Raw genomic sequence first — 24605 nt, forward strand, 5'->3', positions numbered from 1 at the left:
CGGGTGGAACGGGAGAACACCGAGCAACGCATGACCTGCAGCGTGGTCATCCCCGTTCGTAACGACTCTTTCTACCTGGAGCGCTGCCTCCGGGCCCTGCGTGAGCAGACCCGCACCCCGGACGAGATCGTCGTGGTGGACAACGGTTCCACCGATGATCTTTCGACAGTCCTGGACCGCCACCCCGAAGTACACCGGGTGTGGGAACCCGTCCCCGGAGTGGCCGTCTCCGCGGCCGCGGGCTACGATGCCGCCCGCGGGGACCTCATCCTGCGCTGCGACGCGGACAGCCTCCCCTCCCCCGGCTGGGTCGAGCGACACACCGCGGTGCTGTCACGGGCCCTGCGGGATCCGCAGGGGAAGGCCACCGTGGCGGTGTCCGGGATCGCGCGGTTCGGGCCGAAGTACGGGTTGGCCGGACGCATCCTGGGGGCGGCATACATCACGGCCTACCGCCTGGTGGCCGGCACGGCGCTGGGCCACTGGGCCTTATGGGGGTCCAACATGGCCTTCACTCGGGCGTGGTGGCAGCATGTCCGGGAAGAGGTGCACCGGGATCCACGGGTGCACGACGATTTCGACCTCAGCTTCCGCGTCCGTCGCGATCAGCGCGTGATCATGGACCCGGGCAATGTCGCGATCGTGTCCTGGCGGGCCTTGGTCTCCCCCGCTCGGATCCGCCGGCAGCTGCGCATGGCCATGGCCACCGTGTTCCTCAACTGGCGCGGTGAACGACCGTGGGTGCGTATCCGGCAACGCGTTCTCTCCGGCCCCCTGGGTCGTGGGGGCAGCCGATGACGTCCGAGCAGACGCACAGCGTGGGCGGCGTGGTCGCATCGGCCATGTGCTTCACGGCGATCATCGGGGCGGGTTACTACGCATTGGACGGGCGCCGGGTGGACATGGCCGTCCTACTGCTCGCGGGACTCGGACAGGTGATCGCGTTTCTGTGGTTCCGCACCCAGTACGCGCGGGCCGTGTGCTCGCTCATCATGCTCACCGCCGCCATGAGCGCGGCCGAACAGCTCTACAGCAGGATCTGGTGGTGGGACATCCTCATCCACTTCGTGACGCTGTACGCCCTGGTGTGGATGGCATGGAATCGCGTTCTGACCCACCACCCCCGGGTGCGGGGCCGGGTGCGCGATCGTCCCGCGATGCGGTTCACGTGGTGCGCGGTGGCCGGCTTCGTGATCGCCGTGGTGTGGGAGGTCATGGAACTGTTGGGGTTCCTGTTCGCGACACCGGACATCCACATCCCACCCCTGGACACGCTGGGGGACATCGTCATGGGGGTGCTGGGGGCTGCCTGCGTGGGCTTCCACAGGGAACCGCGCTGAGCGTCGTCGTCCCCGGCGGGCCGCGAACGGTCGCGTGCGGTGAGTCCCGACCCCCCAAGTGCCGGGACTCACCGCACGCTTGCGGCGTCGGCGAACAGTATGGAGCCCCGCTGGGGAGCGGGGCGTTCGATCCGGACGCGCGGCCACCGGCCGTGTGCTGGACCAAGGCGGGGGCCGGGGTGCAGTGCTCGGGCGACCGGGCTTAATCATAGTTGTTCACATTTTAGTTGTCCACAATTAGATAGAGACACCAGTTGCCCTTCGCGGTCGCGGCGCGGTACCGGGCCGGTCACGCCCAGCGCGGACGACGTGGCGCGGTACCGGGCCGCGGTGCAATTCTGGGACGCATGACCCACGAACACGCTCCCCACCGCACGCCCGAGACCGCTGCCGGCTGGGACGAGCGCTACGGCGCCACGCACATCTGGAGCGGCGAGCCCAACGGTGCCCTGATGGCGCTCACGTCGGACCTCGCTCCCGGCACGGCGCTGGACGTGGGTTGCGGTGAGGGCGCCGACGCCGTGTGGCTGGCCCGACGTGGCTGGACGGTGACGGGGCTGGACGTCTCACGCGTCGCCGTCGACCGCGCTCGGGCCGCGGCAGCAGCCGCGGGGGTCGAGATCACGTGGCTCGTTGAAGGGTTCGGCGAGCGCCCCCTCGGCCCGTTCGACCTGGTGTCCGCCCAATACCCCGCGGTGCCCAAGCGGGGCGACGACGCAGCGGTGCGCGCGTTCGCGGACGCCGTGACACCGGGCGGGCGGCTGGTGTTCGTGCATCACGAGCTGGATGAGACGCCTCACGGTTTCGACCCCGCCGACTACGTGATGCCGGAGGACGTGGTGACGTATCTGACCGGGCAGGGATGGTAGATCGAGACGAACGAGATCCGCGAGCGACACCTGGAACGCGGTGCTGGGTCCGGCCACTCGCGGGACCGGATGGTCGTGGCGCGGCGGGGCGCGTGAACACCTCCGGCGTGGATCGCGCCTCGGTGGGGCTGCGCTCGCAGCGTGGTCCCGTCCTGCTGGCCGTAATGCTCTCCACGGCTCTGGTGGCCCTGGACGCCACGATCCTGGCGACCGCGGTGCCGAGCATCGTGGGTTCCCTGGGTAACTTCGCCCAGTTCCCGTGGCTGTTCTCGAGCTACATGTTGGCGCAGGCGGTGAGTGTGCCGATCTTCTCCAAGCTCTCGGACATGTACGGGCGCAAACCCGTGATCCTCACCGGCGTGGGGCTGTTCCTGGTCTCCTCCGTGCTCGCGGGATGCGCGTGGAGCATGCCGTCGCTCATCGTCTTCCGGGTGATCCAGGGATTGGGTGCGGGAGCCGTGGCGCCCATGGGCATGACGATCGTGGGGGACATCTACACCGTGGCCGAGCGCGCCGCCGTGCAGGGGTACGTGGCCGGGGTGTGGGCGGTCTCTTCGGTCGTGGGGCCCACATTGGGTGGGCTGCTGTCCCAGTTCTTGAGTTGGCGGTGGGTCTTCTTCGTCAACATCCCGGTGGCCCTCGTGGCGGGGTGGCTGTTGCTGCGCAGCTATCACGAGAAGATCGAGCGCGAGGAGCACCGGGTGGACTTCACCGGTGCCACGGTGCTCGCGATCGCCCTGTCCGCCCTCATCCTCGGCGCGCTGGAGGGCGGCAACGCGTGGGAGTGGCTTTCGGTGCCCACCCTGGTGTGCGGCGTCGTCGGCGTCATGGGGCTGGCGATCTTCGTGGCCGTCGAGCGTCGCGCGAGCGAACCGATCATCGACCTCGCGCTGGTACGACGCCGCGTGGTCGCAAGCACCACCCTGGTCTCCCTGGGGATCGGCGCGCTGCTGATGGGGATGACGAGCTACGTTCCCACCTATTTGGAGCGCACGGCCGGGGCCACACCGATCGCGGCGGGAGCGGCCGTGGCCGCCGTGAGCATCGGCTGGCCCGTGGCTGCGTCCACGGCGGGGCGGATCTACATGCGGTGGGGCTTCCGGCGCACCATGTTTCTGGGCGGTGCGATCGCGACCGTGGGAGCGGCCCTGACCGCCGCGCTGTCGCCGTGGCCGAGCGTGATCGGTATGGCTGTGTGCGCGTTTATCATCGGGCTGGGGCTCGGTTACACCGCGGCGCCGTCGCTGATCATGGCCCAGTCCTCGGTGGAGTGGAACCAGCGCGGGTCGGTGACGGGTCTCAACATGTTCGCCCGCTCCGCCGGCTCAGCCGTGGGGGTGGCGATCTACGGCGCCATCGCCACCAACCTCATCCGTGCCGGTGGCGGTGAGGGCGATCCCGCCACCGTGATCCACGCCTCCGGATGGGTCTTTGTGGCGACGGCGGGTACCGCCGTACTCATGGCCGCCGCGACACTCGCCGTCCCGCGGGACGAGCCGGGGTCGGTGAAGTGAGCCGCGGGTACCGGCGGGTCGGTGGGGCGTCCACACGGGTCCCGGTACGCCGTCGCCGCCAGGGTTCGCACGATGTCGGCACCTCGGGACCCACGGTGGCCTCAGCGCTCGGGGGTGCGACGTCGCCCCCGGGTTTGCCACGCAGCAGGGACGTACCCGGTCCGTATGCCAACTTCTCCCCCACCACCCCTTCCTCCCCTACCCTGGCCCCATGACCTCCTCCATCCGTCACCGCTTCACCGGCCACATCGCCGGGGTCGGCACGTCCTCCGGCACGCGGCTAGTGCTGGGGTGCTGGTCCCACACGCCGCAGGGCCCGTTCGCGGACGTCATGGTCGCCCACCCGGACGGACGCCGTGAACTGCTGGCGCCCAACGACTGGGTCGCGCATTTCGTGTCCGACACCTACACCTTCGACACCGTCACCCGCGTCCCCGTGAACGTGCAGCGCACGGGCTTCTCCCGCGCCTCCCGGTGGACGGTCACCGCGGGGCCGCTTACATGGCACTTCAGTGTGGGGCCGCGAGCGCCCCTGGGGTACCTGCTGCAGACGGTCCCCCGACCGATCAGCACCTCGCTGACCTTCGCCCGGCTCACCGATCAGGTGGCCCACCGCGTGATGCCCGGCGTGCGCACCCTGGGTACGGCCGGCAACGACCGCACCGAGTGGTACGCCGCCTACGACCTCCACACCATCACCCACTCCCGCGCCACCTGGGACGACCAGGACCTGGGCCGCCTCACGGACATGACCCCGGCCCCGGACTTCGGTTTCAGCTCCACCCCGCGCCGGCCCAGCCTCACCGCCCTGACCAGCACCGTCCGGGTGCCCGACGCCGCTGCGGTCACCTTCCCTGCGCGCACCCCGGAACTCGGGTGAGCGCCGTCGACGAACCGGCAGAACTGCGTCGACTGAGACCGGAGGACGCGCCGGCGCTACAAGCGCTGTTCGAGGCGACTCCCGATTACACCCGCCGGATCAGTGGACACGCGCCCCTCCCCGGCGACGCCGCCGAGATCCTTTCCGCGCGCCCGCCCGGCCTCGCACGCGAACAGAAGTACGACGTCGGGCTGTTCCGCGGGTCTGCTCTGGCAGCCATGGCCGACGTCATCCGCAATTTCCCCGAGGAGCATCACGCTCACATCGGTCTGCTTCTCGTGCGGCAGGACCACCAGGGAGAGGGCCTGGGGCGGGCGATGCATGATGCCGTCACGAACCTCGTGAGCGGCTGGCCCGAGGTGACCACCCTGCGCCTGGGGATCGTGGAGACCAACGCGGCGAGCGCCGTCGGTTTCTGGAAGGCTCTGGGGTACGAGCCCACGGGCGAGACAGCGCCGTACGAGAACGACGAGGTGCGCAGCCGTGTGACCTTGTGGGAACGACCGGTACACCCGACCCCGCCATCTCATGAGAAGACTGCCACATGAACCGGAACTGGTTCGAGCAGGGCGGAGGGAACTACGCCGCGCACCGCCCCGATTACCCCGCGGAGCTGGGCGCGGAACTGGCACGGATCGCTCCGCGGCGGGGCACCGCGGTGGACGTGGGCTGTGGGACAGGCCAGCTCACGGGCTTGCTGGCCGAACACTTCACGCACGTGATCGGCGTGGACCCCGGTGAGGATCAACTCGCTCATGCCGCCCCCGCACGCGGCGTCGATTACGTGCACGGGACGGCGGAGGACCTGCCCGTGGCCGACGGCCGCGCCGATCTCGTGACCGCGGCCCAGGCCGCACACTGGTTCGACCTGCCGGCCTTCTACACGCAGGCACGCCGCATCGCGGCCCCCGGCGCCGTCCTCGCACTCATCAGCTACGGCGTGGTGGAGGTGGAGCCGGGCCTGCGGGAACGTTTCGAGCGGTTCTACTGGCGCGAGATCAGTTCGTTCTGGCCGCCCGAGCGCCGCCTCGTGGAGACCGGGTACCGGGACATCGACTTCCCCTTCCCGCAGGTCCCGGTGGCCGCGCTGTCCATCCGGCGATCCTGGCCGCTCGATGCCTTCCTGGGCTACCTGGGCACGTGGTCTGCGGTGCGCAACGCCGCGGAGTCCGGGCACGACGACGTTCTGCGCCATTACGCCGCCGACCTCACCGAGGCGTGGGGCGAACCGTCCCGGCCGCGCGACGTCGTCTGGCCCATCACTGTGCGGGCGGGCAGGCTGGACGGGGAGTCCCGATAGGTGCCGCCCGTGCGCTTGGACCGGGTCTCCCGCAGCACCACGTTGTGCCGGCGCACCTGCTCCTCACCCGTCGCGGGATCCGTGACGCGGTAGAAGTACGCCTCGTCCTCGCGGATGTGGAACTTCTCCGGCCAGGTGTCGTCCGAGAGCAGCTGACCGCGCAGGTACTCGTCGTCCACGTACACGCGGAACTGGTAGCTCTGCCCGGTGTCGTTGCGTAGCCGGTAGTCCAGGAAGTTGTAAATGATGGACGTCCCGGTCCCGAACGGGATCTGGCGTTTGAAGTCGGGGAACAGGTCCAATCCGCTGTGGTGGTGGTGTTCCACCACGGTCAGTGGCGAGTGCAGCGCCATCCAGTGCAGCAGGTTGGTGAACTGGCACATGCCCCCGCCGATCCCGACGTCCGCGTGGTCACCGTTGATCACCACACCCGGCAGGTAGCCGCGGGAACGCGTGGGATTGCCCACGAGCCGCCAGAAGGAGAACGTCCGCCCCGGGCGGATCACGATCCCGTCCACGAGCGGCGCGGACAGTTCCAACGAGCGTGCCTTGCCCTCCTGCAGGTCCAGCTCGGTGTTGCCGAGCGTGCGCCGGATGAGTGAGTTGTGACGGTAGACCTTCACGGGCAGGTCCTCGGTCGAACGCTCGGCGGCGAACGCCCCGCGTCTGCCGAGGTCCTTCGCGCGCCGCTGCCATCTCTGACGCTCCACCGCAATGCGGTAGGTCAGTGGGGAGATCTCCGAGAAGAGTTTGCGTCCCATGGACCCAGCGTAGGAACGCCCACAGTGATTCGCAATAGCAAACAAACGTTTCTAGTGAGCCTCTCCCTCAGCGTCGCGCGACCCGCGCCTCGAGTCCCGCCTTTACCGAGGGCCACTCGTGCTCGAGCACCGAGTACACCACGGTGTCCCGCAGCGCGCCGTTGCGCTCCAACCGGTCCGCGCGCAGCACACCGTCCAGCCGAGCACCGAGGCGCTCGATCGCTGCCCGGGACTGCTGATTGGCCCAGCTCGTCTCATAACGCACGCACCGGCACCCGAGCTCCTCGAACGCGTGGGTCATGAGCAGCAGCTTGGACTCCGCATTCGTCCCCGTCCGGTGGGTGGATGCCCGGTTCCACGTGTGGCCCACGCTCACGCGCGGCACACCCCACTGCGGGTCGTAGAACGTGGTCATCCCGAGCACGACGTCGTCGGCCTGCCGCACTGTCACGAAGGGCAGCATGAATCCCTCGTCCTGCCACGTGAGCCGCTTTTCCACGGCCGCGGCCATGCCGTCCGGGTCCGCCACGCTCGTGTACCAGCGCTCCCACATGCGCCCGTCCTCGGTGGCCTCGATCAGCCCGTCCAGGTGCTCGCGGCTGAGGGGTTCCAGGCGGACCAGCCGCCCGCGCAGTGTCACCGGTGTCCACATCATGGGATCACTGTCTCACGACGACGCCGCGCGGCCCGCGCGCAGCCCCTGACGGGTTCACAACCCCGCAGGAAGGCGACTGCCTCCCTACAGGTGTATGCCCACCCCCAAGGGTGCTGACAGTATGGGAGAACCACGTCGCACTCCATGACCGCGGCGTGCGTCAGCTTTGTAGGAGGATCGTCATGTCCGCACGCGATAACAACGCCCCCCAGGTCCCGGGAGTTCCCGGGACCGGTGAGCCGACCATCGAGGAGCCCACCGCTCCCCGTCAGCCGCTTCCGCCCAAGCCCGATCAGGGTGCCCCCGAGCGGGTCACACCCACGGGTGCGCCCACCGATGCCCCGATGTCCGCGATGGCCCAGCAGGGTGAGTACCTCACCACCGCGCACGGCGCGCGCCTAACGAACTCCGACCAGTCCCTCAAGGCCGGGGCCCGCGGTCCCGTGCTGCTGCAGGACCACCACTTCCGGGAGAAGATCTCCCACTTCGACCACGAGCGCATCCCGGAGCGCGTGGTGCACGCCCGCGGCGCGGGTGCCCACGGCACGTTCCGCGGCTACGGCTCGGCCACCAAGCTCAGCCGCGCGGGCCTGTTTGCCAAGGACAAGGAAACCTCGGTGTTCGTGCGGTTCTCCACCGTGCTGGGCTCCCGCGGTTCGGGCGATCTGGCCCGTGACACCCGCGGTTTCGCCGTCAAGTTCTACACGGACGAGGGCACCTGGGACCTCGTGGGCAACAACATGCCGGTGTTCTTCATCCAGGACGCCATCAAGTTCCCGGACGTCATCCACGCCGGTAAGCCCCACCCGGATCGCGAGATTCCCCAGGCCCAGTCCGCCCACGACACGTTCTGGGACTTCGTGTCCCTGCACACCGAGGCCCAGCACCACACCATCTGGAACATGTCCGACCGCGGCATCCCGCGCTCGTTCCGCATGATGGAGGGCTTCGGCGTCCACACGTTCCGTCTGGTGGCCGAGGACGGCTCCACCGTGCTGGTCAAGTTCCACTGGAAGCCGCGCCTGGGCGTGCACTCCGTGGCGTGGGAAGAGGCCCAGCTGATCAACGGTGCGGACCCGGACTTCCACCGCCGGGACCTCGCGGACGCCATCGAGGCCGGCGCGTACCCGCAGTGGGAACTGGGCGTCCAGGTGTTCGAGGACACCGAGGACCAAATGTTCCAGGGCATCGACTTGCTGGACCCCACCAAGATCGTCCCGGAGGAACTCGTCCCCGTGGAGCCCGTGGGTCTGATGACCCTGGACCGCAACCCCTCCAACTACTTCGCGGAGACGGAGCAGGTGGCGTTCAACCCCAACAACCTGGTCCCGGGCATCGACGTGACCAACGACCCCTTGCTGCAGGGGCGTCTGTTCTCCTACCTGGACACCCAGATCACCCGCCTGGGCGGGCCCAACTGGAACCAGCTGCCCATCAACCGCCCGCACGCGGCGGTCAACGACATGCTGCGTGACGGTTTCCACCAGAGTGCGGTGCACTCGGGTGTGGCCCCCTACCGGCCCAACTCGCTGGACGGCGGCAACCCGGCGGAGACTCCCGAGGACGAGCACGCGTTCATCGACTACCCGGCCCCGGTCCCCGCGTCCGTCAAGGAGCGCGTGCGGCCCCAGTCCTTCGAGGACCACTTCAGCCAGCCACGCCTGTTCTGGCTCTCGCTGAGCGAGGTGGAGCGCGAGCACACCGCGCAGGCCTACGCGTTCGAGCTCGGCAAGTGCTGGGACGAGAACATCCGCACCCGTCAGCTGCGCCACCTGTTCGCGATCGACCCCGCGCTGGGCAAGACCGTGGCCCAGGCGCTGGGGCTGCCCGAGCAGGAGCCCACCGAGGCTCCTGCCCAGGACGTCCAGGCCTCCCCGGCCCTCACCCAGGTGGGCGAGACGTGGCCCGTCGAAGGCCGCCAGGTGGGCATTCTCGTGGGTCCGGACACGGACGCCGACCAGCTCGCCACGCTCGTCTCCGAGATCGACGGCGCGGATATGGTCCCGCTCGTCATCGCACCCCAGGGAGGTGAGGTGGCCCCGGGCATCGTGGCGCACCGCACCCTGCTCACGGCACGGTCCATCGAGTTCGACGCCGTGGTGGTCGCCACCGCCGGCGCTCCTGTGAACCCCGTGGCCGGTGGCCTGGACGCGAAGGCCGGTGCACCCAGCCCGGGTGACATCGACCCCCGCGTGAGCCTGCTGCTCAACGAGATGTGGCGCCACGCCAAGGCGATCGCCGCGTTCGGCCCCGGCACGGACGTGCTGGACGCCCTGCAGATCGCCCAGACGCCCGGCGTCGTGAGCGCGGACTCCGCCAAGGACGTGCTGAGCACCGTGGTGGAACTGCTCGGCAGCCACCGGGTCTGGGAACGTTTCCCGACCACGGGTATGTTGGCCTAATGAATAGGAAGTAGTCGTACTATTTCCGCCGATTGCCCGCGGACCGCTCCACCGCGGTCCGCGGGCAGTCCCCGTCTTCAGAGACACCCCACCCGCGCCGAGCACCCACCTTCCCGAGCGGAGAACACCATCATGACGACCGTCCCCACCCGAACCGTGGCCCCGACCGCTCGCGGACCCGTGAGCACGGCCCTCCTGGAGATCCTGACCGGCCCGGAGGAGACCCCGGCGAGCGGGTACGCGGCGCTGTCCGAAGCGACGGCCACCGCGGTTAACGCGTCGCAGGACGTCCTCGCGGACGAGGACCTGCAGCTGTCCCTGTTCCTGCTCTACCTGTTGCACTACGGGCCCGCGGAATTCGTGACCGCGGACCGCGAGTGGGATCCCGAGCTGCTGCGCGTGCGCACAGTGCTCGAGGCCGGTTTCGAGGCCGAGCTGCGCCGTCGCGTGCCCCTCCCCGATCCCCTGCCCGGCGACTCCGCGCAGCTCGTGGACACGATGTTCGCGATGACCGGCGGGGACGCTAAGCCCACCCTGGCCACGTGGCTCGCCCGGCACCCGAGCGAGGAAATCCTGAGCGAGTTCCTGGTCCACCGCTCCATCTACACGCTGCGCGAGGCGGACCCCCACTCGTGGGGCATCGCCCGGTTGCGGGGCCGCGCGAAGGCGGCGCTCGTGGAGATCCAGTCGGACGAGTACGGCGGGGGCCGTCCCGAGCGCGTGCACGCCACGATCTTCGCGCGGACCATGCGAGGTCTCGGCCTGGACGACACCCTGGACCACTACCTGGACCTCGTGCCCGCCCCCACGCTCGCGTCCATGAACCTCATGAGCCTGTTCGGACTGCACCGCCGGTTGCGCGGGGCCATCGCGGGTCACCTCGCGGCGTTCGAGATGACGTCCTCGATCCCCAACAAGTACTACGGTCGGGCGTTCCGCAAGCTCGGCTACGACGCGGACGTCACCTGGTACTACGACGAGCACGTGGAGGCCGACGCCGTTCACGAACAGATCGCCGCGCGTGACCTCGCCGGGGCGCTCGCCCAGGACGAGCCCGAGCTGCTCGAGGACGTCTTGTTCGGCGCGGCCGCGTGCCTGTACGTGGACGGGCTCATGGGTGATCACATGCTCGAGTGCTGGTCGGACGGGCGGACCTCCCTGCGCGGGAACATGCCGGGACTGCAGACCGTAGGTTCCGAGGCCCCGGTCGCCGAGCGGGTGGCCCTGTGAGCGAGCAGGATCCACGCACCACGGACGACGGGAGCCCCGTCCTCTCGGTGGCGCACGACGCCGAGGATCCCGTGGTGATCACCCCGTGCCCGGACGGACCGCTCTTGGTGCGCGGTGACGTGCTGATCGCCCCGGAACCGGGGGCCGAGCCGCAGAAGCCGCCGCGGCGCGTCGTCGCCCTGTGCCGGTGCAACATGTCGTCGATCGCGCCGTTCTGCGACGGTTCGCATAAGCTCGCGAACTTCCGCACCCGCCCGCCGCGGTACAACATCGGCAACCCCCGCGAGGATCCCGGCGAGGAGGACTGAGCCGGACATCGGAGACCTGAATACGCGATCGGCCCGTGGCATGTGCCACGGGCCGATCGCGTAGTGGTTCAGGTCAGTTCTCGGTGGCGGGCTCGTCGCCCTTGTTGTCCGTCATGGCGCCCACGCCCTCGTCGGCGGGTTCGGCGTCCGCCTGGGTCTCCCGACCTAGGGCCGCACTCTCTTCCTGGGGGCTCATCTTGATGGATTCCTCGCCCGCGTTGGCGGGATTCTTCTCTGCCACGTGCTGTCCTTTCGTTGGACGTCTCGGTCGGCGGAATCGCTGACCCTCCCATCCTCGTCAGCGTACTGACGATTGACAAGGGAAGACGTCCCCCGGCCGATGTCAAGCGGATGTCATCGCACTACACGTTGTGACGCACGGCGCAACATTCCTTGGGTGAGCGCCCGCCCGGTTCCTAGGCTGAGTGACCTCACCCCTTCCACTGCACAGGAGTCGCACCGTGCGTACATTGATCTTGCTCGCCCTGGTGGGTTTCGGGGCGCAACTCGTGGACGGTTCGCTCGGTATGGCCTACGGCGTGACCTCATCCACCCTGCTGTTGGCCGTGGGCCTGACCCCCGCCTCGGTGTCCGCGACAGTGCACCTCGCGGAGGTGGGCACCACCCTGGCCTCCGGGCTCTCGCACTGGCGCTTCGGCAACATCGATTGGCGCGTCGTAGGCTTCATGGCGGTTCCCGGCGGGATCGCCGCGTTCGCGGGCGCCCATCTGCTGACCCTCTCCGGGGAGGCCGCCGCACCGGTGATGTCCGTGATCCTGTTGCTGCTGGGCTGCTACGTGGTGTGGCGGTTCTTGCGGCTCGGCGGGCGGCGCCCGAACTTCACGGGCAAGGTGCGCGGATTCTTCCTGATCCCCCTGGCCACGGTCGCGGGCTTCATGGACGCGATCGGCGGCGGTGGGTGGGGCCCCGTGGGCACCCCCACCCTGCTGGCCTCCGGCAAGATCGCCCCGCGCAAGGTCATCGGATCCATCGACACGTCCGAGTTCGTGGTCAGTCTGGGTGCCTCCATCGGGTTCCTGATGGCACTCGGCAGCCAGGGCGTCGACTTCGGCATGGTCCTGGCTCTACTGATCGGCGGTGTGGTGGCCGCGCCGATCGCCGCGTGGCTCGTGCGTTGGCTCGCCCCGCGCATCCTCGCCGTCGGCGCCGGCGGACTCATCATCTTCACGAACACGCGTACCCTGTTGCGCCTGGACGCCGTGCAGGCGCGCCTCCCCGGCGACGCCGCGTACTACGCGATCCTCGGCGCGCTCGCCCTGCTGTGGATCGTCGCGGTCGTCTGGGTCGTGCGCCGCGAACTCGCCGACCGCCGCTCCGCGACCCTGCGCACCGAGGTGCGCGTCCCCGAGAGCGTCTGAGGGCGACGTCGCGCCGAGGGGACGTGACATCCCCCTCGGCGCCGTGGGGCTCGTGGCCCCCGCCCGTGCGTCACGGCACGGCCCCGTCAGGGCCTCAGTGGGCCGCAGAACGCCGGGGACGTGCCGTGCGCTCTCATCGGGCGCGGTGCGACGCGCTCGTCAATCCTCCACGACGGTCACGGTGACCTCGATGTTGCCGCGCGTGGCGTTGGAATAGGGGCAGACCTGGTGCGCGGCGTCCGCGAGTTCCTGGGCCGCGTCGTGCTCGAGTTCGGGGATGATCACTTCCAACTGCACGGCCAGGGTGAACCCGCCTGCGCCGTTGTCGCCGATCTGCACGCGGGCCCCCACGGCGGAATCACCGAGCGAGACCTTCTGCTGGCGGGCGACCATCTGCAAGGCGGAGTGGAAGCAGGCCGCGTACCCGGCGGCGAAAAGCTGCTCGGGATTGGCGCCGTTCCCGGATCCCCCCATCTCCTTCGGCACGGCCAGGTCGAACTGCAGCGACCCGTCCTTGGTGGCGACGCTGCCGTTGCGGCCCGCGCCCTGGGCAAGCGCTTCCGCGGTGTACATAGCCTTCATGATGATTCCTCGTCCTTTCCGTGGCCGGTGAGCCCCGGCCCTGAACGCCGGGTGGTACGACCGCAATCGATGGTAGGTCGCGGTATTTAGATTGTCCACAATCTAGACGTTCACTTTTCATGCGGGACGGGCCGGTGAGGGCCACCCGGAATCCCCCTCCCCTGCACCCCACCGCGTGATCCGCACACGGTTCTCCCTCGCTCCAAAATTACCCCCGGGAGTATGTGCTACAGCGAGTGCGGCTTGCTTCGGCGCGCACCCCAGGACCGTCATCATCCCGCAGGAGTGATCGCGCTCATCGTCGTCATCGCAGGGCTGCTGGTGGGGCTCGTCATGGGCGCGCTGGGCGGCGGCGGGGCCATCATGACCGTGCCGCTGCTCACCTTCGCCCTGGGACTCCCCCCGACCCACGCAACGGTGGGTTCCCTGGTGGTCGTGATCTCGGGTGCGATTTCGGGCCTGGTCTCGCATCTCCGGCGCCGCCACGTCCGCCCTGGGATCGGCGTGGTCTTCGGCGCCCTGGGCACAGGGGGTGCGGTGCTCGCTGCCAACGTGTCCGGCCTGATGGACGACGCCGTGCTGCTCACGCTGTTCTCCGCGCTGCTCGTGGTCGTGGCCGCGGCCATGATCGTGAAGAACACGCGGCGACGCTCGTCCCGCCCGTCCTCGAACCACGACGGCCCCGAGAACCGTCTCGTATGATCCGACCCGCGCTCATGGCTACCGCTCATCCTCACCGCCCTCGTCAACAGTCTCGTGACCCTGTCGCTGCACACGAGCGTCCTACCCCACCTGGAGTGGGAGGCCGTGGGGCCGTTCGCGGGCGCCGCCGTGGTGGGCCCAGCACTCGGCGCCCGCGTGGGCCACCGGATCAACACGCGCCTGCTGTCGTTGGACTTCGCCGGCCTGCTGGTGCTCACGGAGTGTTACACCGCCCTGCAAAGCGTGCCCCGGCTCCTGGGCTGACCCTGTGACACCCCGCACCCGAGCCGGGCACCGTCCCGTCCGAGAACCACTCGAGAAGGAGAACACCATGTCCTCACCCGCCACCGTTTCCGCCTCCGAACTCCAGGACCCCCATGAGGGTGCACCGCTGTTCCTGGACGTCAGGGCCCCCGTGGAGTTCGGCATCAGTCACATTCCGGGCTCCGTCAACGCCCCCCTGGCTCTCACCGAGAAGCACACCCGGCAGATCGGGCAGCTACTACCCCGCGACACCGTGGTGATCTGCCGCTCCGGAGCCCGCTCAACGCGCGCCGCGGAGCTGTTGGCCTCGGCGGGTATGACGAGCGCAACCGTCCTGACCGGCGGGATCGACGCATGGCGCGACGCCGGACGCACGGTGCGCACCGGTGCTGGGATCTGGAACGCCAGGTCCGACTGACCGCCGGGTCCCTGGTACTCGCAGGGCTTCTGACGAGCACCGTGGCGCCGCGTGCCACATGGTTCTCCGGCGCCGTCGGCGCGGGGCTGGTCTTCGCCGCCGTGAGCAACACCTGCGCCATGGGCCAGCTGCTCTCGGCCCTGCCGCACAACCAGCGCGACCACGTCCACCTGGCGGACGTCACGCGTCGGCTCGCCTGAGACGCGACACCGCAGCGCCGCCGAGAACGTTCTCTCGGCGGCACTGCACGGAGAAGGACCGCATCGTGGTGGTGCCGCCGCTGTATCACTGCTTCGGGATGGTGATCGGCAACCTCGCGGCCACGTCCCACGGCAGCGCGATCATCCTGTCGGGGCCGGGGCTCGACCCGCGGGCCGCGCTTCGCGCCGTCTCTCAGGAGAAGACCACAAGCCTGTACGGGGTGCCCACCATGTTCATCGCCGAGCTCGAGCTGCCGGACTTCGGGGACTACGACCTGTCCTCGCCGTGCAGCGGCGTGATGGCCGGTTCCCCGTGCCCCATGGAGGTCATGCGCAAGGTGATCGACAAGATGCACATGAGCGAGGTCGCGATCTGCTACGGCATGACGGAGACCTCGCCGGTGAGCTTCCAAACGCGCGCGGACGACTCGTTGGACCGCTGCGTGGAGACCGTGGGCCGGGTGCACCCGCCCGTGAAGGTCAGGACCGTGGATCCCTCCACAGGTGAGACCGTGCCGCGCGGCACGGCCGGGGAGTTCCACCCCCGCGGCTACTCGGTCGTGAAGGGCTACTGGGGTCAGGAGGAGAAGACCCGCGAGACCGTCGACTCCGACGGCTGGTTGCACACCGGGGACATCGCCGTCATGGATCAGGACGGGTACGCGCAGATCACCGGCCGCATCAAGGAGATGGTGATCCGGGGCGGGGAGAACATCTACCCGCGCGAGGTCGAGGAGTTCCTCTACACCCACCCGGACATCGTGGACGCCCAGGTGATCGGTGTACCGAGCAAGAAGTACGGGGAGGAGCTCATGGTGTGGATCCGGGCGCGTCAGGGCGCGGCCCCCCATCACGACGGAATCCATCGCGCAGTTCTCGCAGGGGAAGATCTCCCACCACAAGATCCCGCGCTATGTGCACGTGGTGGAGGAGTTGCCCATGACCGTCACGGGCAAGGTCCGCAAGGTGGAGATGCGTGAGGAGGCGCTCAAGCTGCTGGATCTGGAGCGCTGAACCCGCAGGTTATTTCACTTGTATGTGAATGAGTGTTACGGTATAACTAAATACTTACGAGCACGGCGCGAAGGGAGACGCCAATGACCACCATGACTGAGCGGATCACGATCTCGGCCCAGACCGTGCGCGCGGCGCAGGCCCCCGCGCGTCAGGGTTCAACCTTGGTTCTGCGCGATGCAAACGGCGGGGAGGTGGAACTCCCGGACGAGGTCCAGAGGACACTCCTCCATGCACTCACGGCCATTGCCGAGCACGGTTCGGTCAGCATTGCTCAAATGCCCGACGAGCTGACAAGTACGGTGGCCGCGGACATCCTGGGGGTCTCTCGCCCCACCCTTCTCCGTTGGACCCGCGAGGGGCTGATCGAATCCTTCAAGGTCGGATCACATACGCGCTTCCGTCGTTCCGATGTCCTCCGATTGCGGGAACAGCGGGAAACGGAACGTCGCGACGCCTTCGAGAAACTGCGGGCACTCGACGCGGCAGACAATTTCGAGCTTTTCGAGGACTGAGATCATGCGTTCGTGAGCGACACGGGGGGCACCCCTGTTTTCAACCGGGGTGCCCCCCGTGATGTCATTAGATTGGGGCCATGACGCAAAGAGTTTTCGTCGATGCCAACGTCCTCTTCAGCAAGACCCTGATGGATTGGCTCTTCTTGTTGCGCCTTGAAAACCCCGCGATGTTCCAGGTCCACAGCACGGAGGACGTCTTCGCGGAGGTCATCGCGAACATGCGTAAGAAATGCCCTACAGCTCCGGGACATAGAACCGCCCAGCGGGCGCAGCTGATACGCAAGAACATGGATGAGGTCCTGCAGGGCTTCCCGTCCGATCTCGATTTCACCGGTACGGATCGCCACGATTACCACGTCCACGCGGGGGCCGTTTTCGGAGGCGCAGACATCATCCTCACATGCAACGATCCCAATGACATCACGACAACACCCGAGACAGAACCGTATGAGGTCATCCATCCAGACGATTTCTTTTTGCTGGTTACTGATTCGAATCCGGCCTGCGTAGCTCCCATTGCGCGCAATCAAATAAAGTATTGGAGTGGCAAGTCCAACCACCTGCAGTTGGACCAGGCGCTCCTCAAAGCTGGGTGTCCCCGATTTGCTTTCCGAATCCGAGAGGCCTTAGCCCACATTGCTCAGCTACCCTGAGGACGCTTCCTGACATGCTCACGTTGGAGGAGATCTTCCCGCCCTACGGACTGCGCATCACCTGCAGGAACGTGGAACTGCGTGTGCTCCGGGACGAGGACTTCCCGGAGCTCGTAGAACTCGTCCAGAACGGCATCTCGGTCTCCGGCCTCCCCATGCCTTTCCCGCGCGCGTGGCACGAGGAACCGTACGCCCCCGGGACACCAGACGGTTTCCCGGCGACGTCACTGTCCTGGTGGTGGACGCAACGGTCAACGTTCGCGCCGGATCGCTGGAACCTGGCGCTGACCGTCCGCTGTGACGGCGAGCTCGTCGGCGTGCAGGACGTGATGGCCCAGGACTTCCCCCTCACCCGCTGGGTCACCACGGGATCGTGGTTCGGCCGAGCACACCAAGGCAGGGGTCTCGGGACGCTCATGCGCCAAATGGCAGTCGGCTTCGCATTCGATGAGCTGGACGCGCTCACGTGCGAGTCCGCGTACGTCGTAAGCAATCACGCCTCGGCGGCGGTCAGCCGGAAGACCGGTTACGTGGACAACGGCCGGGTCCGCGGGGTGCAGCACACCCGGGAGGGGACGGTCGGGATGGAGGAGCAGCGCGTCGTCGTCACGCCCGACACCTACGTGCGGCCCGGGGAGCTGGTGACCTACGAGGGCACGCAGGCGCTGCGCCGCTTCTTCGGGATCGAAGGCGACTGACCTCCAGCACACTAGAGGCCCCCGCACCATGCTCTGACGACGGCGAGATAGCGGTCCTCGCGACATCGATCCGTCACACGACGGGCCGCTGCGGTGCCGCCTCTCAGTGCTCCGTCCGCAACCACTCGTCGAAGCGCTGCGAGGTGACGAACGCGTCCTGTGGGATCAGGCCACCGTGGGCGATCGCCCGGCCGAGCAGCGGCGCTTCCTTCAGCACACTGGGCGTGCGGCCCGCGAGGTCACCGCCGGCCGCGAGGATGCGGCGCGCGAAGTTCGCCATGGTGTCCACCTCCGGGCCGCGCGCCGCGAGGATCTCGTGACGTGCCTCGCGATGGGTGGTGGCGACCTCGGTGACGAACCGTGCGACCTCCTCGCGCCGCGCGGGCGCCATGAGAAGGGTGGGCATCAGGGCCACCGGGCCGCGGGCGACCAGGCCGGTGGTTGCGGGAATGAAATCGAACCACTGGGTCGAGCGCACCGTGGTGGAGGGGATCCCCGCCTGCTGGTACACGCTTTCCTGCGCGGCCTTGCCCTTGTAGTAGCCGAAACCGCCGTTGACCCGCGGATCCACGGCACCCGCGATGGACAGGCACACGATCCGGCCCACGCCCTGCTCGCGCGCCGCCTTAACGGTCTGGGACGCGGCCCGCGTGAAGAACGGGACGGACTTGCGGGCACCGAACGTATTGATGTGCAAAGCGTCCACGACCACGTCCACACCCGCCAAGGCCTGCAACAACCCCCGACCGGCCACGACGTGGCCGTCGGCCTCGAGGAGGTCGGCGACGTCGGACCCAAAACTCCCGCTGGCACCCAGCACGGCGATCTTCATGGGGCCAGCGTAGGCGTGGAGCGTGCGAGGTTCACAGGGTCTTGAACAGCTCCAGGGCGTGGGCGCGGGAAGCCTTGAGGTCCACGATGGATTCCACGCCCTCCTGCCGCCCGTTCCAGCGGTCCACGTACACGAAGTCCGGGTCGAACTTCTTCTGCTGGGTCTCGGGGTTGAAGATCCGGAAGTAGGGCGCGGCGTCGGTCCCGGAACCGGCCACCCACTGCCAGTTGTGAGGGTTCGAGGCGGGGTCCGCATCCACGAGGGTGTCCCAGAACCACTGCTCCCCCAGCCGCCAGTCGATCAGCAGGTTCTTGGCCAATAGAGACGCGGTCACCATGCGCACCCGGTTCTGCATGGTCCCGGTCTCCCATAGTTCGTGCATGCCCGCGTCCACCAGGGGGATCCCCGTGCGCCCGCGCTGCCACGCGGCGAGCGCGTCGTCGTCCAGCGGAGGCCATGGGAAGCGCTCGAATTTGGGGTTGATGGGGCGGGTGGCCATGTCCGGGTGGATGTAGAGGTTGTACCAGGCGTACTCCCGCCATCCCAGTTCGGTGAGGAACTTCCCCGGGTTCTCCGCGCCGGACAGCGCCCTGTACCACACGGTGTGCGGGCTGATCTCCCCCCAGCGCAGGTGCGGAGACAGGCCCGACGTCGCCGGTTTCGCCGGGACGTCCCGGTCCTGCGTGTAGGTGGGCAGGCGCTCGTCGAGGAAGTCGTCGAGGCGGTCGTGGGCCGCGCGCTCGCCCACGGTCCACGTGCGGGCCAGCCCTGCCGACCAGTCCGGCGCGGTAGGTAGGAGCCCCCAGTCCTCGAGGGCGTCGGAGGCAGGGGTGGGCTCGGCGGGCACCACGGACGACGGCGCCGGATACGGTTCACGCGGCGGCGGCCCGCTCGTGCACGCGCGCCAGAACGGGGTGAACACCCGGTAGGGGTCACCGGCCTGCGTGGTGATGGCCCACGGTTCGAACATCAGGTTCCCGGCGTAGGAGTGCGCCTCTACCCCGTTCTCCCCGGCCCAGTCCTTGAGCCCGGCGTCCACCGCGCGCTCGGGCCCGCCGTAGCGCCGGTTCCACAGCACACGGTCCGCACCGGTTTCGCGGACGACGTCGCGCACGACCTCCCCCGCCGCCCCTCGCCGCAGGGTCAGGGGCGTCCCCAGGGCGGCGAGATCCGCCGTCAGCGACGTGAGGGAGTGATGCAGCCACCACTTCGCTGCACCCCCGAGGGGCCGGATGCCCGGGGATTCCTCGTCCAGCACGTAGAGGCACACCACAGGCTCACCGTGGGACACCGCCTCGTGCAGGGCGGGGTGGTCGGTGACCCGCAGGTCGTCGCGGAACAGCACCACGGTGGTCATGCGAACTCCTCGATGGGACGTGCGTGGGACGTGCCGGATTCCAGGCCGGTCAAGGGACACCTGTCAGCCTGGCACATCCACCGGTGAGAAGGGACCGGGCACCGGCCTGTGTGGCATCGGCGCCGTGCGTAACACGTCCGACTCCCTCGCACCCCGCGGCGCCGTGTGGCTGATCGTGGCACTGGCCGCGCCGGCCCTGGGGCTGCTGCGCACCACGATCGCCCTGAGCGTCGAGCCTACGGCAACAGCCCGCCGTAGAGCCGGTCCCACGGCACGCGGTCCGCACCGGTTTTGCGGACGACGTCACGCACGGCCTCCCCGGCCGTCCGGCACTGCGCGGGGCCCGGAGCCTGCTCCCCGTCAATCCACAGCCCCGGCACAAGCACACCCCACACACAGCACAGGCCGGTCGGACCGTGGATCCAGCCCGGCTCCGTAGCGTCGGGGTTTCGACGCGCCACTGAGCGCCTTCCGAAGGAGCATGTAATGAACCCGATCCGTCGACGCCGCGGCATCCGCACCTACCCGGCCACCTCCGAGACCTGCGCCATGCAGTCGCAGAGCACCGACCGCGACCACGCGGGCCGCCACCACCCCGGGCACCGCGACACCGGCGGCCCTGACACCGGCCACCCCCGCGATGGGGGTCACGACGCCTCCGGGGCCCTCCCCGCAACCGCAGCCGGCACGTTCGAGGGACGGGTCCTGGACCGTCCCCACGAGGACGTGGAGGACCAGGGCCTCGCTTTCGACCTCGGAACGCTGATCGACCGCCGCCGCGCGCTCGGCATCTTCGGGGCCGGCGCGAGCGTCTTCGCACTGGCGGCGTGCACGGGCACCACGACGTCGAGCTCGTCCAGTTCCGCCTCCGCGACGGCATCGGCGTCCGAGACCGCGAGCGCCACGCCATCGCCCTCCAAGACCTACGACGAGGAGATGCCTCAGGAGACCGCTGGGCCCTACCCCGGTGACGGCTCCAACGGTGCGGACGCGCTGGACGTCTCCGGGGTGGAGCGCAGCAACATCACCGCGAGCATCGACGGCGGCGCCGCGGTGGACGGCGTAGCCATGACCCTGACGATGAACATCGTGGACATGGTCAAGGACAACGGTCCCATGACGGGCGCGGCCGTGTACGTGTGGCACTGCGACCCGGACGGCAACTACTCCATGTACTCGGAGGGCGTGGAGGACGAGACGTACCTGCGCGGCGTCCAGGTGGTGGGCGACGACGGCAAGGTCACCTTCACGTCGATCGTCCCGGGCTGCTACGCGGGCCGCTGGCCGCACATCCACTTCGAGGTCTTCCCGGACATCGGCTCGATCACGGACGCCACCAACGCGGTGCTGACCTCGCAGATCGCGCTGCCGGAGGAGATGGCCAACACGGTCTACAAGGACTCCCGCTACCCGGACTCCGCCACGAACATGTCCCAGGTCACCCTGGAGACGGACAACGTCTTCTCGGACGGGGTGGACATGCAGATGCCGAAGGTCTCGGGCAGCGTGGCCAAGGGGTACACCCTTACCATCGACGTGCCCGTGGACACCAGCACCGCGCCGCAGAACGCCGCGGCTCCCGGTGGCGGAGCCGGTCCGGGTGCCGCGGGCGGGGGTGGAGCTCCGGGTCAGTGAGACCGCGGACCGCACTCCGTGGCGGGACGGGTCAGGGGACCAGGCCGTAGACGATCCCGCTGACCGCGACCAGCCCGGCCACCGTGACGAACACGTTGGAGGCCTTACCACGGTACGGCGCGAAAGCGGGGATCCGATGGATGGCGTGCATCGGCATGAGGTACAGGATCACGGCGATCACGGGCCCGGCCAGGGACTCGATCAGCGACAGGGTGCTCGGGGTGGTCACGGCCGCGATCCAACCCGTGATGAAGATGAACGCCGCCACGGAGGCCCGCTCGCGCGGTCCCCGTACTCGTGCTTCATGGCCACGGAGAACTGGGAGATGGCCGGCGAGTGGTTGAACGCGAACGTAAGCACCGGGATGATCATCCACACGGACATCAGGAAGTCCCCGGCGGAGGGCACACCCCGGAACGCACTGAAGTTCCACGCGGGAATCAGGTACAGGGTCACGCCCAGCAAGATCAGGATCAGCGGGTACACCAGCCACTGGGTGATGATCAGCATGATCCGCTGACCGGTGAGCATGACCGCCATCATCGGTGCCACCAGAAGACCGGAGCAGCCAGCGCGGCGGTGGCTGCGGTCACCGAGGATCCTCCGGCCGGTGTGGACGTACGGTCATGGTCATGCTCCGGCACCGGGGTCTCCGTACTGTTGGGGGAAGGGCAGAGCGGAAGGATGCGGACACCCTGTGAGCGGGGCCATAGCTATACGCGACGTGTTCTCGTTGTTCCACAACCCCGCCGTGGTGGGCACCTCCCGTACCATGGTGGGCATGGATCCCGAGTTCCGCCTGGACGCGCAGCTGTGCTTCGCGCTGTACACCGCCTCGCGCAAGGTGACCAGCGCGTACCGTGAACCTCTCAAGGCCATCGGGCTGACTTACCCGCAGTACCTGGTGATGCTCGTGCTATGGGAGCAGGACCACCGCTCGGTCCGCCAGCTGGGCGAGACCCTCGCCCTGGACAGCGGCACCCTCTCCCCGCTGCTGCGCCGCGTGGAGGCGGCGGGCTTCGTGACCCGCCGCCGCAGCGAGCAGGACGAACGCTCGGTGGTCATCTCTCTCACGGACGCCGGGCGTGCCCTGCAGGAACCGGCCGCGGAGATGCAGCGCCAGCTGCTGGACGAGCTGGACATGTCCCCCAGGGACACGAAGACCCTGCACATGCTGGCCCAGAATCTGTGCCACGTACTGTGACGGCTTTCGGGTGCACCCGTGCAGGGTCGCTCAGCCCGCGCTGAGGATCACAGCACGCCGTACTCCTCGAGAAGCTCTCCCACCTCACCGTTCTCCAGACGACGACGCAGCCGCTTGCGCAGCGGTTCCGGCCCGGGGACCCGGACCTTCTCGCCGTCCCGCAGCCGGGTGAGGCCCTCGAGCAGCACCCGCACGTCGTAGGTGCTGCCCCACGTCTCGGGAACTCCGCGCTCCACGCCCATGAGCTGGTACACGGCCTCCATGCCGGTGCGCACCGAGTACTCGGTGGTGAAGATGCAGTCGCGGCCGGTCTCGGCGAACTGGCCGATGAACGCGAAGTTGCGGGCACCCTCGGGCACCACCCGGGGGCGGTCCCCCGCGTGGCGGGGCATGAAGAAGCTGGTCACGTACGGCATCATCACGGGAACCGTCTTGGCGCCGGTGGCCGCGAGCTCCGGGATCTCCTCCACGGGAACGCCCATGTGGTAGAGCCACTCCTGGGTGATCTCCTCGCCCGTGCACTCGGCCATGGTCTTCTTCACGAAGTCACCGGGAGTGTCCACGAACAGCGAGTAGACCCACACCACGACCTGGTCCTTCGGCTGCTTCTTGAAGTGCGGCTGGCGGTTCACGGTCCAGCTGAGCAGCCATGAGGAGTCCTCCGCCGTGACGATCCCGCCCGTGACCACCCGGCCGCTGAACGGGTCCCGCTGCGCGATCTTGCGGATGTACTCGGGGATCCGCTCGTCCAAGGTGGTGACGGTGGCGGACTCCCACTTGGTCTCGTCGATCGATGAGCAGAACACCTCGGGGCGCCCGAACGACGGGTCCTTGGCGGCGATCCGCTTCCACAGGTCCCAGGCCGAGGCGGGGCCGCGGTCTAGCGTGGCGGCCGTGGCGTGGTCGCCGTCGTTCGAGTTGTCCACGAGGGATCCGATGGTGGTGAACACGAGGTCGTGCTCACCCAGTTCCTGGGTCTCGGTGGAGCCCTCGCGCACCCAGTGGATCGCGGTGGCACGGATCTCGCCGTTGCGGTGGGCGAAGTCGATGTCGCGGACATCGGTGTCGTACTGGAAGGTGACACCGCGCTCGGTGAGGTAGGAGATCAGGGGCAGCACGAAGGACTCGTACTGGTTGTACTTGGTGAACTTCAGCGCGGAGAAGTCCGGCAGCCCGCCGATGTGGTGCACGAAGCGGTGAAGGTAGAGCTTGAACTCCAGCGCGGAGTGCCACTCCTCGAACGCGAACATGGTGCGCCAGTACATCCAGAACGGGGAAGCCAGGAACTCCTTGCTCATGACTTCCTGGATCTGCTTGCCCTCCATCTCCTCACGCGTGGCCAGGAAGATGTGCAGGAGGTCCTTCTGGGCGCGCTGCGGGAGGTCGAACTTGCCCTCGTGGCCCGCGTCCTGGCCCTGCTTCACGGTGGCGCGGCGCAGGGAGTAGTTGGGGTCGTCCCGGTTGAGCCACGCGAACTCGTCCAGCACGGACGCGCCCTCGATCTCCAGGGACGGCACGGAGCGCATCATGTCCCACAGGCACTCCATGTGGTTCTCGAGCTCACGGCCGCCACGGATCACGAACCCCTTCTCGGGGACGTCCAACCCATCCAGGGCACCGCCGGGCAGCCGGCCCTTCTCCACCACAGTCACGTTCTCGCCGGGCACGCCGGCGTCCCGGACCAAGAACACTGCCGCCGCGAGTCCGGCGAGACCGGATCCCACGATCCACGCGCGGGTGTCCTGTGCGTGCTCCGCCGGGCGGGGCCGCATGAAGGCCTCGTAGTTGCCTGCTGTGAACTGCATGTCGTTCCTCCTTCCGCGGGGGCGTCACCTTGGCGCTCCCTGCGTTAATAATTGAGCATACTCAATTTTGAGTGCAATACAATTA

Annotated in this window: 29 protein-coding genes and 1 pseudogene; 21 read left to right on the forward strand and 9 right to left on the reverse strand. The window is 68.4% G+C overall.

The genetic code is table 11. The annotated features are described in order from the left end of the window. Positions 1–3: 3 nt before the first annotated feature. From ACW9PK_RS05170 to ACW9PK_RS05200, 7 genes are all read left to right on the forward strand, one after another. Positions 4–798: a glycosyltransferase family A protein gene (locus ACW9PK_RS05170; RefSeq protein WP_457016887.1), complete on the forward strand. Its 795-nt coding sequence runs from the start codon at positions 4–6 to the stop codon at positions 796–798. After that, positions 795–1340, forward strand: coding sequence for a hypothetical protein (locus ACW9PK_RS05175; protein WP_260849446.1), 546 nt, complete (start codon positions 795–797; stop codon positions 1338–1340). The genes ACW9PK_RS05170 and ACW9PK_RS05175 overlap by 4 nt, the downstream gene beginning before the upstream one ends. A gap of 347 nt (positions 1341–1687) precedes the next feature. After that, a complete protein-coding gene (locus tag ACW9PK_RS05180) occupies positions 1688–2209 on the forward strand; it encodes a methyltransferase domain-containing protein (RefSeq protein WP_457016890.1) in 522 nt (173 codons plus the stop codon). Between the two features lie 92 nt (positions 2210–2301). Continuing rightward, complete coding sequence (locus ACW9PK_RS05185) at positions 2302–3723, forward strand: MFS transporter (protein WP_457016892.1); 1422 nt, start codon at positions 2302–2304, stop codon at positions 3721–3723. A gap of 211 nt (positions 3724–3934) precedes the next feature. Continuing rightward, the gene (locus ACW9PK_RS05190; RefSeq protein WP_457016894.1) at positions 3935–4603 is read left to right on the forward strand and encodes a hypothetical protein; all 669 of its coding nucleotides are present in this window, start codon (positions 3935–3937) and stop codon (positions 4601–4603) included. After that, positions 4600–5151, forward strand: a complete 552-nt coding sequence (locus tag ACW9PK_RS05195; protein WP_457016896.1) for a GNAT family N-acetyltransferase — start codon at positions 4600–4602, stop codon at positions 5149–5151. Before ACW9PK_RS05190 ends, ACW9PK_RS05195 begins: the two co-directional genes overlap by 4 nt. Continuing rightward, positions 5148–5903, forward strand: coding sequence for a class I SAM-dependent methyltransferase (locus tag ACW9PK_RS05200; RefSeq protein WP_457016898.1), 756 nt, complete (start codon positions 5148–5150; stop codon positions 5901–5903). The genes ACW9PK_RS05195 and ACW9PK_RS05200 overlap by 4 nt, the downstream gene beginning before the upstream one ends. On the opposite strand, the gene ACW9PK_RS05205 is transcribed toward ACW9PK_RS05200, so the two are convergent. Together ACW9PK_RS05205 and ACW9PK_RS05210 are read right to left on the reverse strand one after the other, a co-directional pair. After that, the gene (locus tag ACW9PK_RS05205) at positions 5798–6664 is read right to left on the reverse strand and encodes a VanW family protein (protein WP_457016900.1); all 867 of its coding nucleotides are present in this window, start codon (positions 6662–6664) and stop codon (positions 5798–5800) included. The genes ACW9PK_RS05200 and ACW9PK_RS05205 overlap by 106 nt on opposite strands. Before the next feature lie 67 nt (positions 6665–6731). Then, positions 6732–7319 (reverse strand): GNAT family N-acetyltransferase, encoded by a 588-nt coding sequence (locus ACW9PK_RS05210; protein ID WP_457016902.1) that lies wholly within the window; start codon positions 7317–7319, stop codon positions 6732–6734. Between the two features lie 182 nt (positions 7320–7501). Here ACW9PK_RS05210 and ACW9PK_RS05215 point away from each other — a divergent pair, with 182 nt between their 5' ends. From ACW9PK_RS05215 to ACW9PK_RS05225, 3 genes are all read left to right on the forward strand, one after another. Then, complete coding sequence (locus tag ACW9PK_RS05215; RefSeq protein ID WP_064845432.1) at positions 7502–9721, forward strand: catalase; 2220 nt, start codon at positions 7502–7504, stop codon at positions 9719–9721. 132 nt (positions 9722–9853) lie between these two features. Further along, positions 9854–10951, forward strand: coding sequence for an iron-containing redox enzyme family protein (locus ACW9PK_RS05220; RefSeq protein ID WP_457016905.1), 1098 nt, complete (start codon positions 9854–9856; stop codon positions 10949–10951). Beyond that, positions 10948–11259 carry a CDGSH iron-sulfur domain-containing protein gene (locus ACW9PK_RS05225; RefSeq protein WP_307723023.1) on the forward strand — a complete coding sequence of 104 codons (312 nt, stop codon included), beginning with the start codon at positions 10948–10950 and terminating at the stop codon, positions 11257–11259. Before ACW9PK_RS05220 ends, ACW9PK_RS05225 begins: the two co-directional genes overlap by 4 nt. 73 nt (positions 11260–11332) lie before the next feature. Here the strand turns inward: ACW9PK_RS05225 and ACW9PK_RS05230 are convergent, their stop codons facing one another. Further along, entirely contained in the window at positions 11333–11500 is a 168-nt protein-coding gene (locus ACW9PK_RS05230) for a hypothetical protein (protein WP_165489832.1), read from the reverse strand. A gap of 220 nt (positions 11501–11720) precedes the next feature. On the opposite strand from ACW9PK_RS05230, the gene ACW9PK_RS05235 reads away from it, so the two are divergent. Next, positions 11721–12638, forward strand: coding sequence for a sulfite exporter TauE/SafE family protein (locus ACW9PK_RS05235; protein ID WP_035965671.1), 918 nt, complete (start codon positions 11721–11723; stop codon positions 12636–12638). A 159-nt stretch (positions 12639–12797) separates the two neighbouring features. On the opposite strand, the gene ACW9PK_RS05240 is transcribed toward ACW9PK_RS05235, so the two are convergent. Beyond that, positions 12798–13220 (reverse strand): organic hydroperoxide resistance protein, encoded by a 423-nt coding sequence (locus ACW9PK_RS05240; RefSeq protein WP_035965673.1) that lies wholly within the window; start codon positions 13218–13220, stop codon positions 12798–12800. 285 nt (positions 13221–13505) lie between these two features. On the opposite strand from ACW9PK_RS05240, the gene ACW9PK_RS05245 reads away from it, so the two are divergent. The 8 genes and pseudogenes from ACW9PK_RS05245 (at position 13506) to ACW9PK_RS05280 (ending at position 17687) form a co-directional block, all read left to right on the forward strand. After that, complete coding sequence (locus tag ACW9PK_RS05245; protein WP_052161002.1) at positions 13506–13922, forward strand: sulfite exporter TauE/SafE family protein; 417 nt, start codon at positions 13506–13508, stop codon at positions 13920–13922. 54 nt (positions 13923–13976) lie between these two features. Then, the gene (locus tag ACW9PK_RS05250) at positions 13977–14186 is read left to right on the forward strand and encodes a hypothetical protein (RefSeq protein ID WP_035965675.1); all 210 of its coding nucleotides are present in this window, start codon (positions 13977–13979) and stop codon (positions 14184–14186) included. Positions 14187–14253: 67 nt separating this feature from the next. Further along, a complete protein-coding gene (locus tag ACW9PK_RS05255; RefSeq protein ID WP_239321951.1) occupies positions 14254–14604 on the forward strand; it encodes a rhodanese-like domain-containing protein in 351 nt (116 codons plus the stop codon). Next, positions 14541–14804: a YgaP family membrane protein gene (locus ACW9PK_RS05260; RefSeq protein WP_239321949.1), complete on the forward strand. Its 264-nt coding sequence runs from the start codon at positions 14541–14543 to the stop codon at positions 14802–14804. The genes ACW9PK_RS05255 and ACW9PK_RS05260 overlap by 64 nt, the downstream gene beginning before the upstream one ends. A gap of 47 nt (positions 14805–14851) precedes the next feature. Then, positions 14852–15818: pseudogene (locus tag ACW9PK_RS05265) on the forward strand (AMP-binding protein); the annotation flags it as partial. Between the two features lie 92 nt (positions 15819–15910). Then, positions 15911–16333 carry a helix-turn-helix domain-containing protein gene (locus tag ACW9PK_RS05270; RefSeq protein WP_260850499.1) on the forward strand — a complete coding sequence of 141 codons (423 nt, stop codon included), beginning with the start codon at positions 15911–15913 and terminating at the stop codon, positions 16331–16333. 80 nt (positions 16334–16413) lie between these two features. Next, positions 16414–16989 (forward strand): PIN domain-containing protein, encoded by a 576-nt coding sequence (locus tag ACW9PK_RS05275; RefSeq protein ID WP_239321538.1) that lies wholly within the window; start codon positions 16414–16416, stop codon positions 16987–16989. 14 nt (positions 16990–17003) lie between these two features. Further along, positions 17004–17687 carry a GNAT family N-acetyltransferase gene (locus tag ACW9PK_RS05280; RefSeq protein WP_457016911.1) on the forward strand — a complete coding sequence of 228 codons (684 nt, stop codon included), beginning with the start codon at positions 17004–17006 and terminating at the stop codon, positions 17685–17687. A 103-nt stretch (positions 17688–17790) separates the two neighbouring features. Here ACW9PK_RS05280 and ACW9PK_RS05285 read toward each other — a convergent pair whose 3' ends face one another. Together ACW9PK_RS05285 and ACW9PK_RS05290 are read right to left on the reverse strand one after the other, a co-directional pair. Next, complete coding sequence (locus ACW9PK_RS05285) at positions 17791–18519, reverse strand: SDR family oxidoreductase (RefSeq protein WP_457016913.1); 729 nt, start codon at positions 18517–18519, stop codon at positions 17791–17793. A gap of 31 nt (positions 18520–18550) precedes the next feature. Continuing rightward, positions 18551–19876 (reverse strand): cryptochrome/photolyase family protein, encoded by a 1326-nt coding sequence (locus ACW9PK_RS05290; RefSeq protein ID WP_457016915.1) that lies wholly within the window; start codon positions 19874–19876, stop codon positions 18551–18553. A 486-nt stretch (positions 19877–20362) separates the two neighbouring features. Here ACW9PK_RS05290 and ACW9PK_RS05295 point away from each other — a divergent pair, with 486 nt between their 5' ends. Next, a complete protein-coding gene (locus tag ACW9PK_RS05295) occupies positions 20363–21511 on the forward strand; it encodes a dioxygenase family protein (RefSeq protein WP_457016917.1) in 1149 nt (382 codons plus the stop codon). 31 nt (positions 21512–21542) lie between these two features. Here the strand turns inward: ACW9PK_RS05295 and ACW9PK_RS05300 are convergent, their stop codons facing one another. Then, positions 21543–21740: a hypothetical protein gene (locus tag ACW9PK_RS05300; RefSeq protein ID WP_457016919.1), complete on the reverse strand. Its 198-nt coding sequence runs from the start codon at positions 21738–21740 to the stop codon at positions 21543–21545. Next, the gene (locus ACW9PK_RS05305; protein WP_457016921.1) at positions 21737–22063 is read right to left on the reverse strand and encodes a hypothetical protein; all 327 of its coding nucleotides are present in this window, start codon (positions 22061–22063) and stop codon (positions 21737–21739) included. Before ACW9PK_RS05305 ends, ACW9PK_RS05300 begins: the two co-directional genes overlap by 4 nt. A 220-nt stretch (positions 22064–22283) precedes the next feature. Here ACW9PK_RS05305 and ACW9PK_RS05310 point away from each other — a divergent pair, with 220 nt between their 5' ends. Further along, on the forward strand, positions 22284–22715 hold the full coding sequence (locus ACW9PK_RS05310) for a MarR family winged helix-turn-helix transcriptional regulator (RefSeq protein WP_457017165.1): 432 nt from the start codon (positions 22284–22286) through the stop codon (positions 22713–22715). A gap of 47 nt (positions 22716–22762) precedes the next feature. On the opposite strand, the gene ACW9PK_RS05315 is transcribed toward ACW9PK_RS05310, so the two are convergent. After that, positions 22763–24520, reverse strand: a complete 1758-nt coding sequence (locus ACW9PK_RS05315) for an oleate hydratase (protein ID WP_098056007.1) — start codon at positions 24518–24520, stop codon at positions 22763–22765. Between the last annotated feature and the right edge of the window lie 85 nt (positions 24521–24605).

The sequence above is a fragment of the Kocuria sp. MNB10 genome (genome assembly GCF_054073685.1).

Coding starts and splice junctions, on each gene's coding strand:
- ACW9PK_RS05290 (WP_457016915.1), bottom strand. CDS start 19,876: ATGACCACCGTGGTGCTGTTCCGCGACGACCTGCGGGTCACCGACCAC.
- ACW9PK_RS05240 (WP_035965673.1), bottom strand. CDS start 13,220: ATGAAGGCTATGTACACCGCGGAAGCGCTTGCCCAGGGCGCGGGCCGC.
- ACW9PK_RS05285 (WP_457016913.1), bottom strand. CDS start 18,519: ATGAAGATCGCCGTGCTGGGTGCCAGCGGGAGTTTTGGGTCCGACGTC.
- ACW9PK_RS05180 (WP_457016890.1), top strand. CDS start 1,688: ATGACCCACGAACACGCTCCCCACCGCACGCCCGAGACCGCTGCCGGC.
- ACW9PK_RS05200 (WP_457016898.1), top strand. CDS start 5,148: ATGAACCGGAACTGGTTCGAGCAGGGCGGAGGGAACTACGCCGCGCAC.
- ACW9PK_RS05210 (WP_457016902.1), bottom strand. CDS start 7,319: ATGATGTGGACACCGGTGACACTGCGCGGGCGGCTGGTCCGCCTGGAA.
- ACW9PK_RS05275 (WP_239321538.1), top strand. CDS start 16,414: ATGACGCAAAGAGTTTTCGTCGATGCCAACGTCCTCTTCAGCAAGACC.
- ACW9PK_RS05310 (WP_457017165.1), top strand. CDS start 22,284: ATGGTGGGCATGGATCCCGAGTTCCGCCTGGACGCGCAGCTGTGCTTC.
- ACW9PK_RS05255 (WP_239321951.1), top strand. CDS start 14,254: ATGTCCTCACCCGCCACCGTTTCCGCCTCCGAACTCCAGGACCCCCAT.
- ACW9PK_RS05295 (WP_457016917.1), top strand. CDS start 20,363: ATGAACCCGATCCGTCGACGCCGCGGCATCCGCACCTACCCGGCCACC.
- ACW9PK_RS05220 (WP_457016905.1), top strand. CDS start 9,854: ATGACGACCGTCCCCACCCGAACCGTGGCCCCGACCGCTCGCGGACCC.
- ACW9PK_RS05205 (WP_457016900.1), bottom strand. CDS start 6,664: ATGGGACGCAAACTCTTCTCGGAGATCTCCCCACTGACCTACCGCATT.
- ACW9PK_RS05270 (WP_260850499.1), top strand. CDS start 15,911: ATGACTGAGCGGATCACGATCTCGGCCCAGACCGTGCGCGCGGCGCAG.
- ACW9PK_RS05260 (WP_239321949.1), top strand. CDS start 14,541: ATGGCGCGACGCCGGACGCACGGTGCGCACCGGTGCTGGGATCTGGAA.
- ACW9PK_RS05190 (WP_457016894.1), top strand. CDS start 3,935: ATGACCTCCTCCATCCGTCACCGCTTCACCGGCCACATCGCCGGGGTC.
- ACW9PK_RS05280 (WP_457016911.1), top strand. CDS start 17,004: ATGCTCACGTTGGAGGAGATCTTCCCGCCCTACGGACTGCGCATCACC.
- ACW9PK_RS05215 (WP_064845432.1), top strand. CDS start 7,502: ATGTCCGCACGCGATAACAACGCCCCCCAGGTCCCGGGAGTTCCCGGG.
- ACW9PK_RS05175 (WP_260849446.1), top strand. CDS start 795: ATGACGTCCGAGCAGACGCACAGCGTGGGCGGCGTGGTCGCATCGGCC.
- ACW9PK_RS05315 (WP_098056007.1), bottom strand. CDS start 24,520: ATGCAGTTCACAGCAGGCAACTACGAGGCCTTCATGCGGCCCCGCCCG.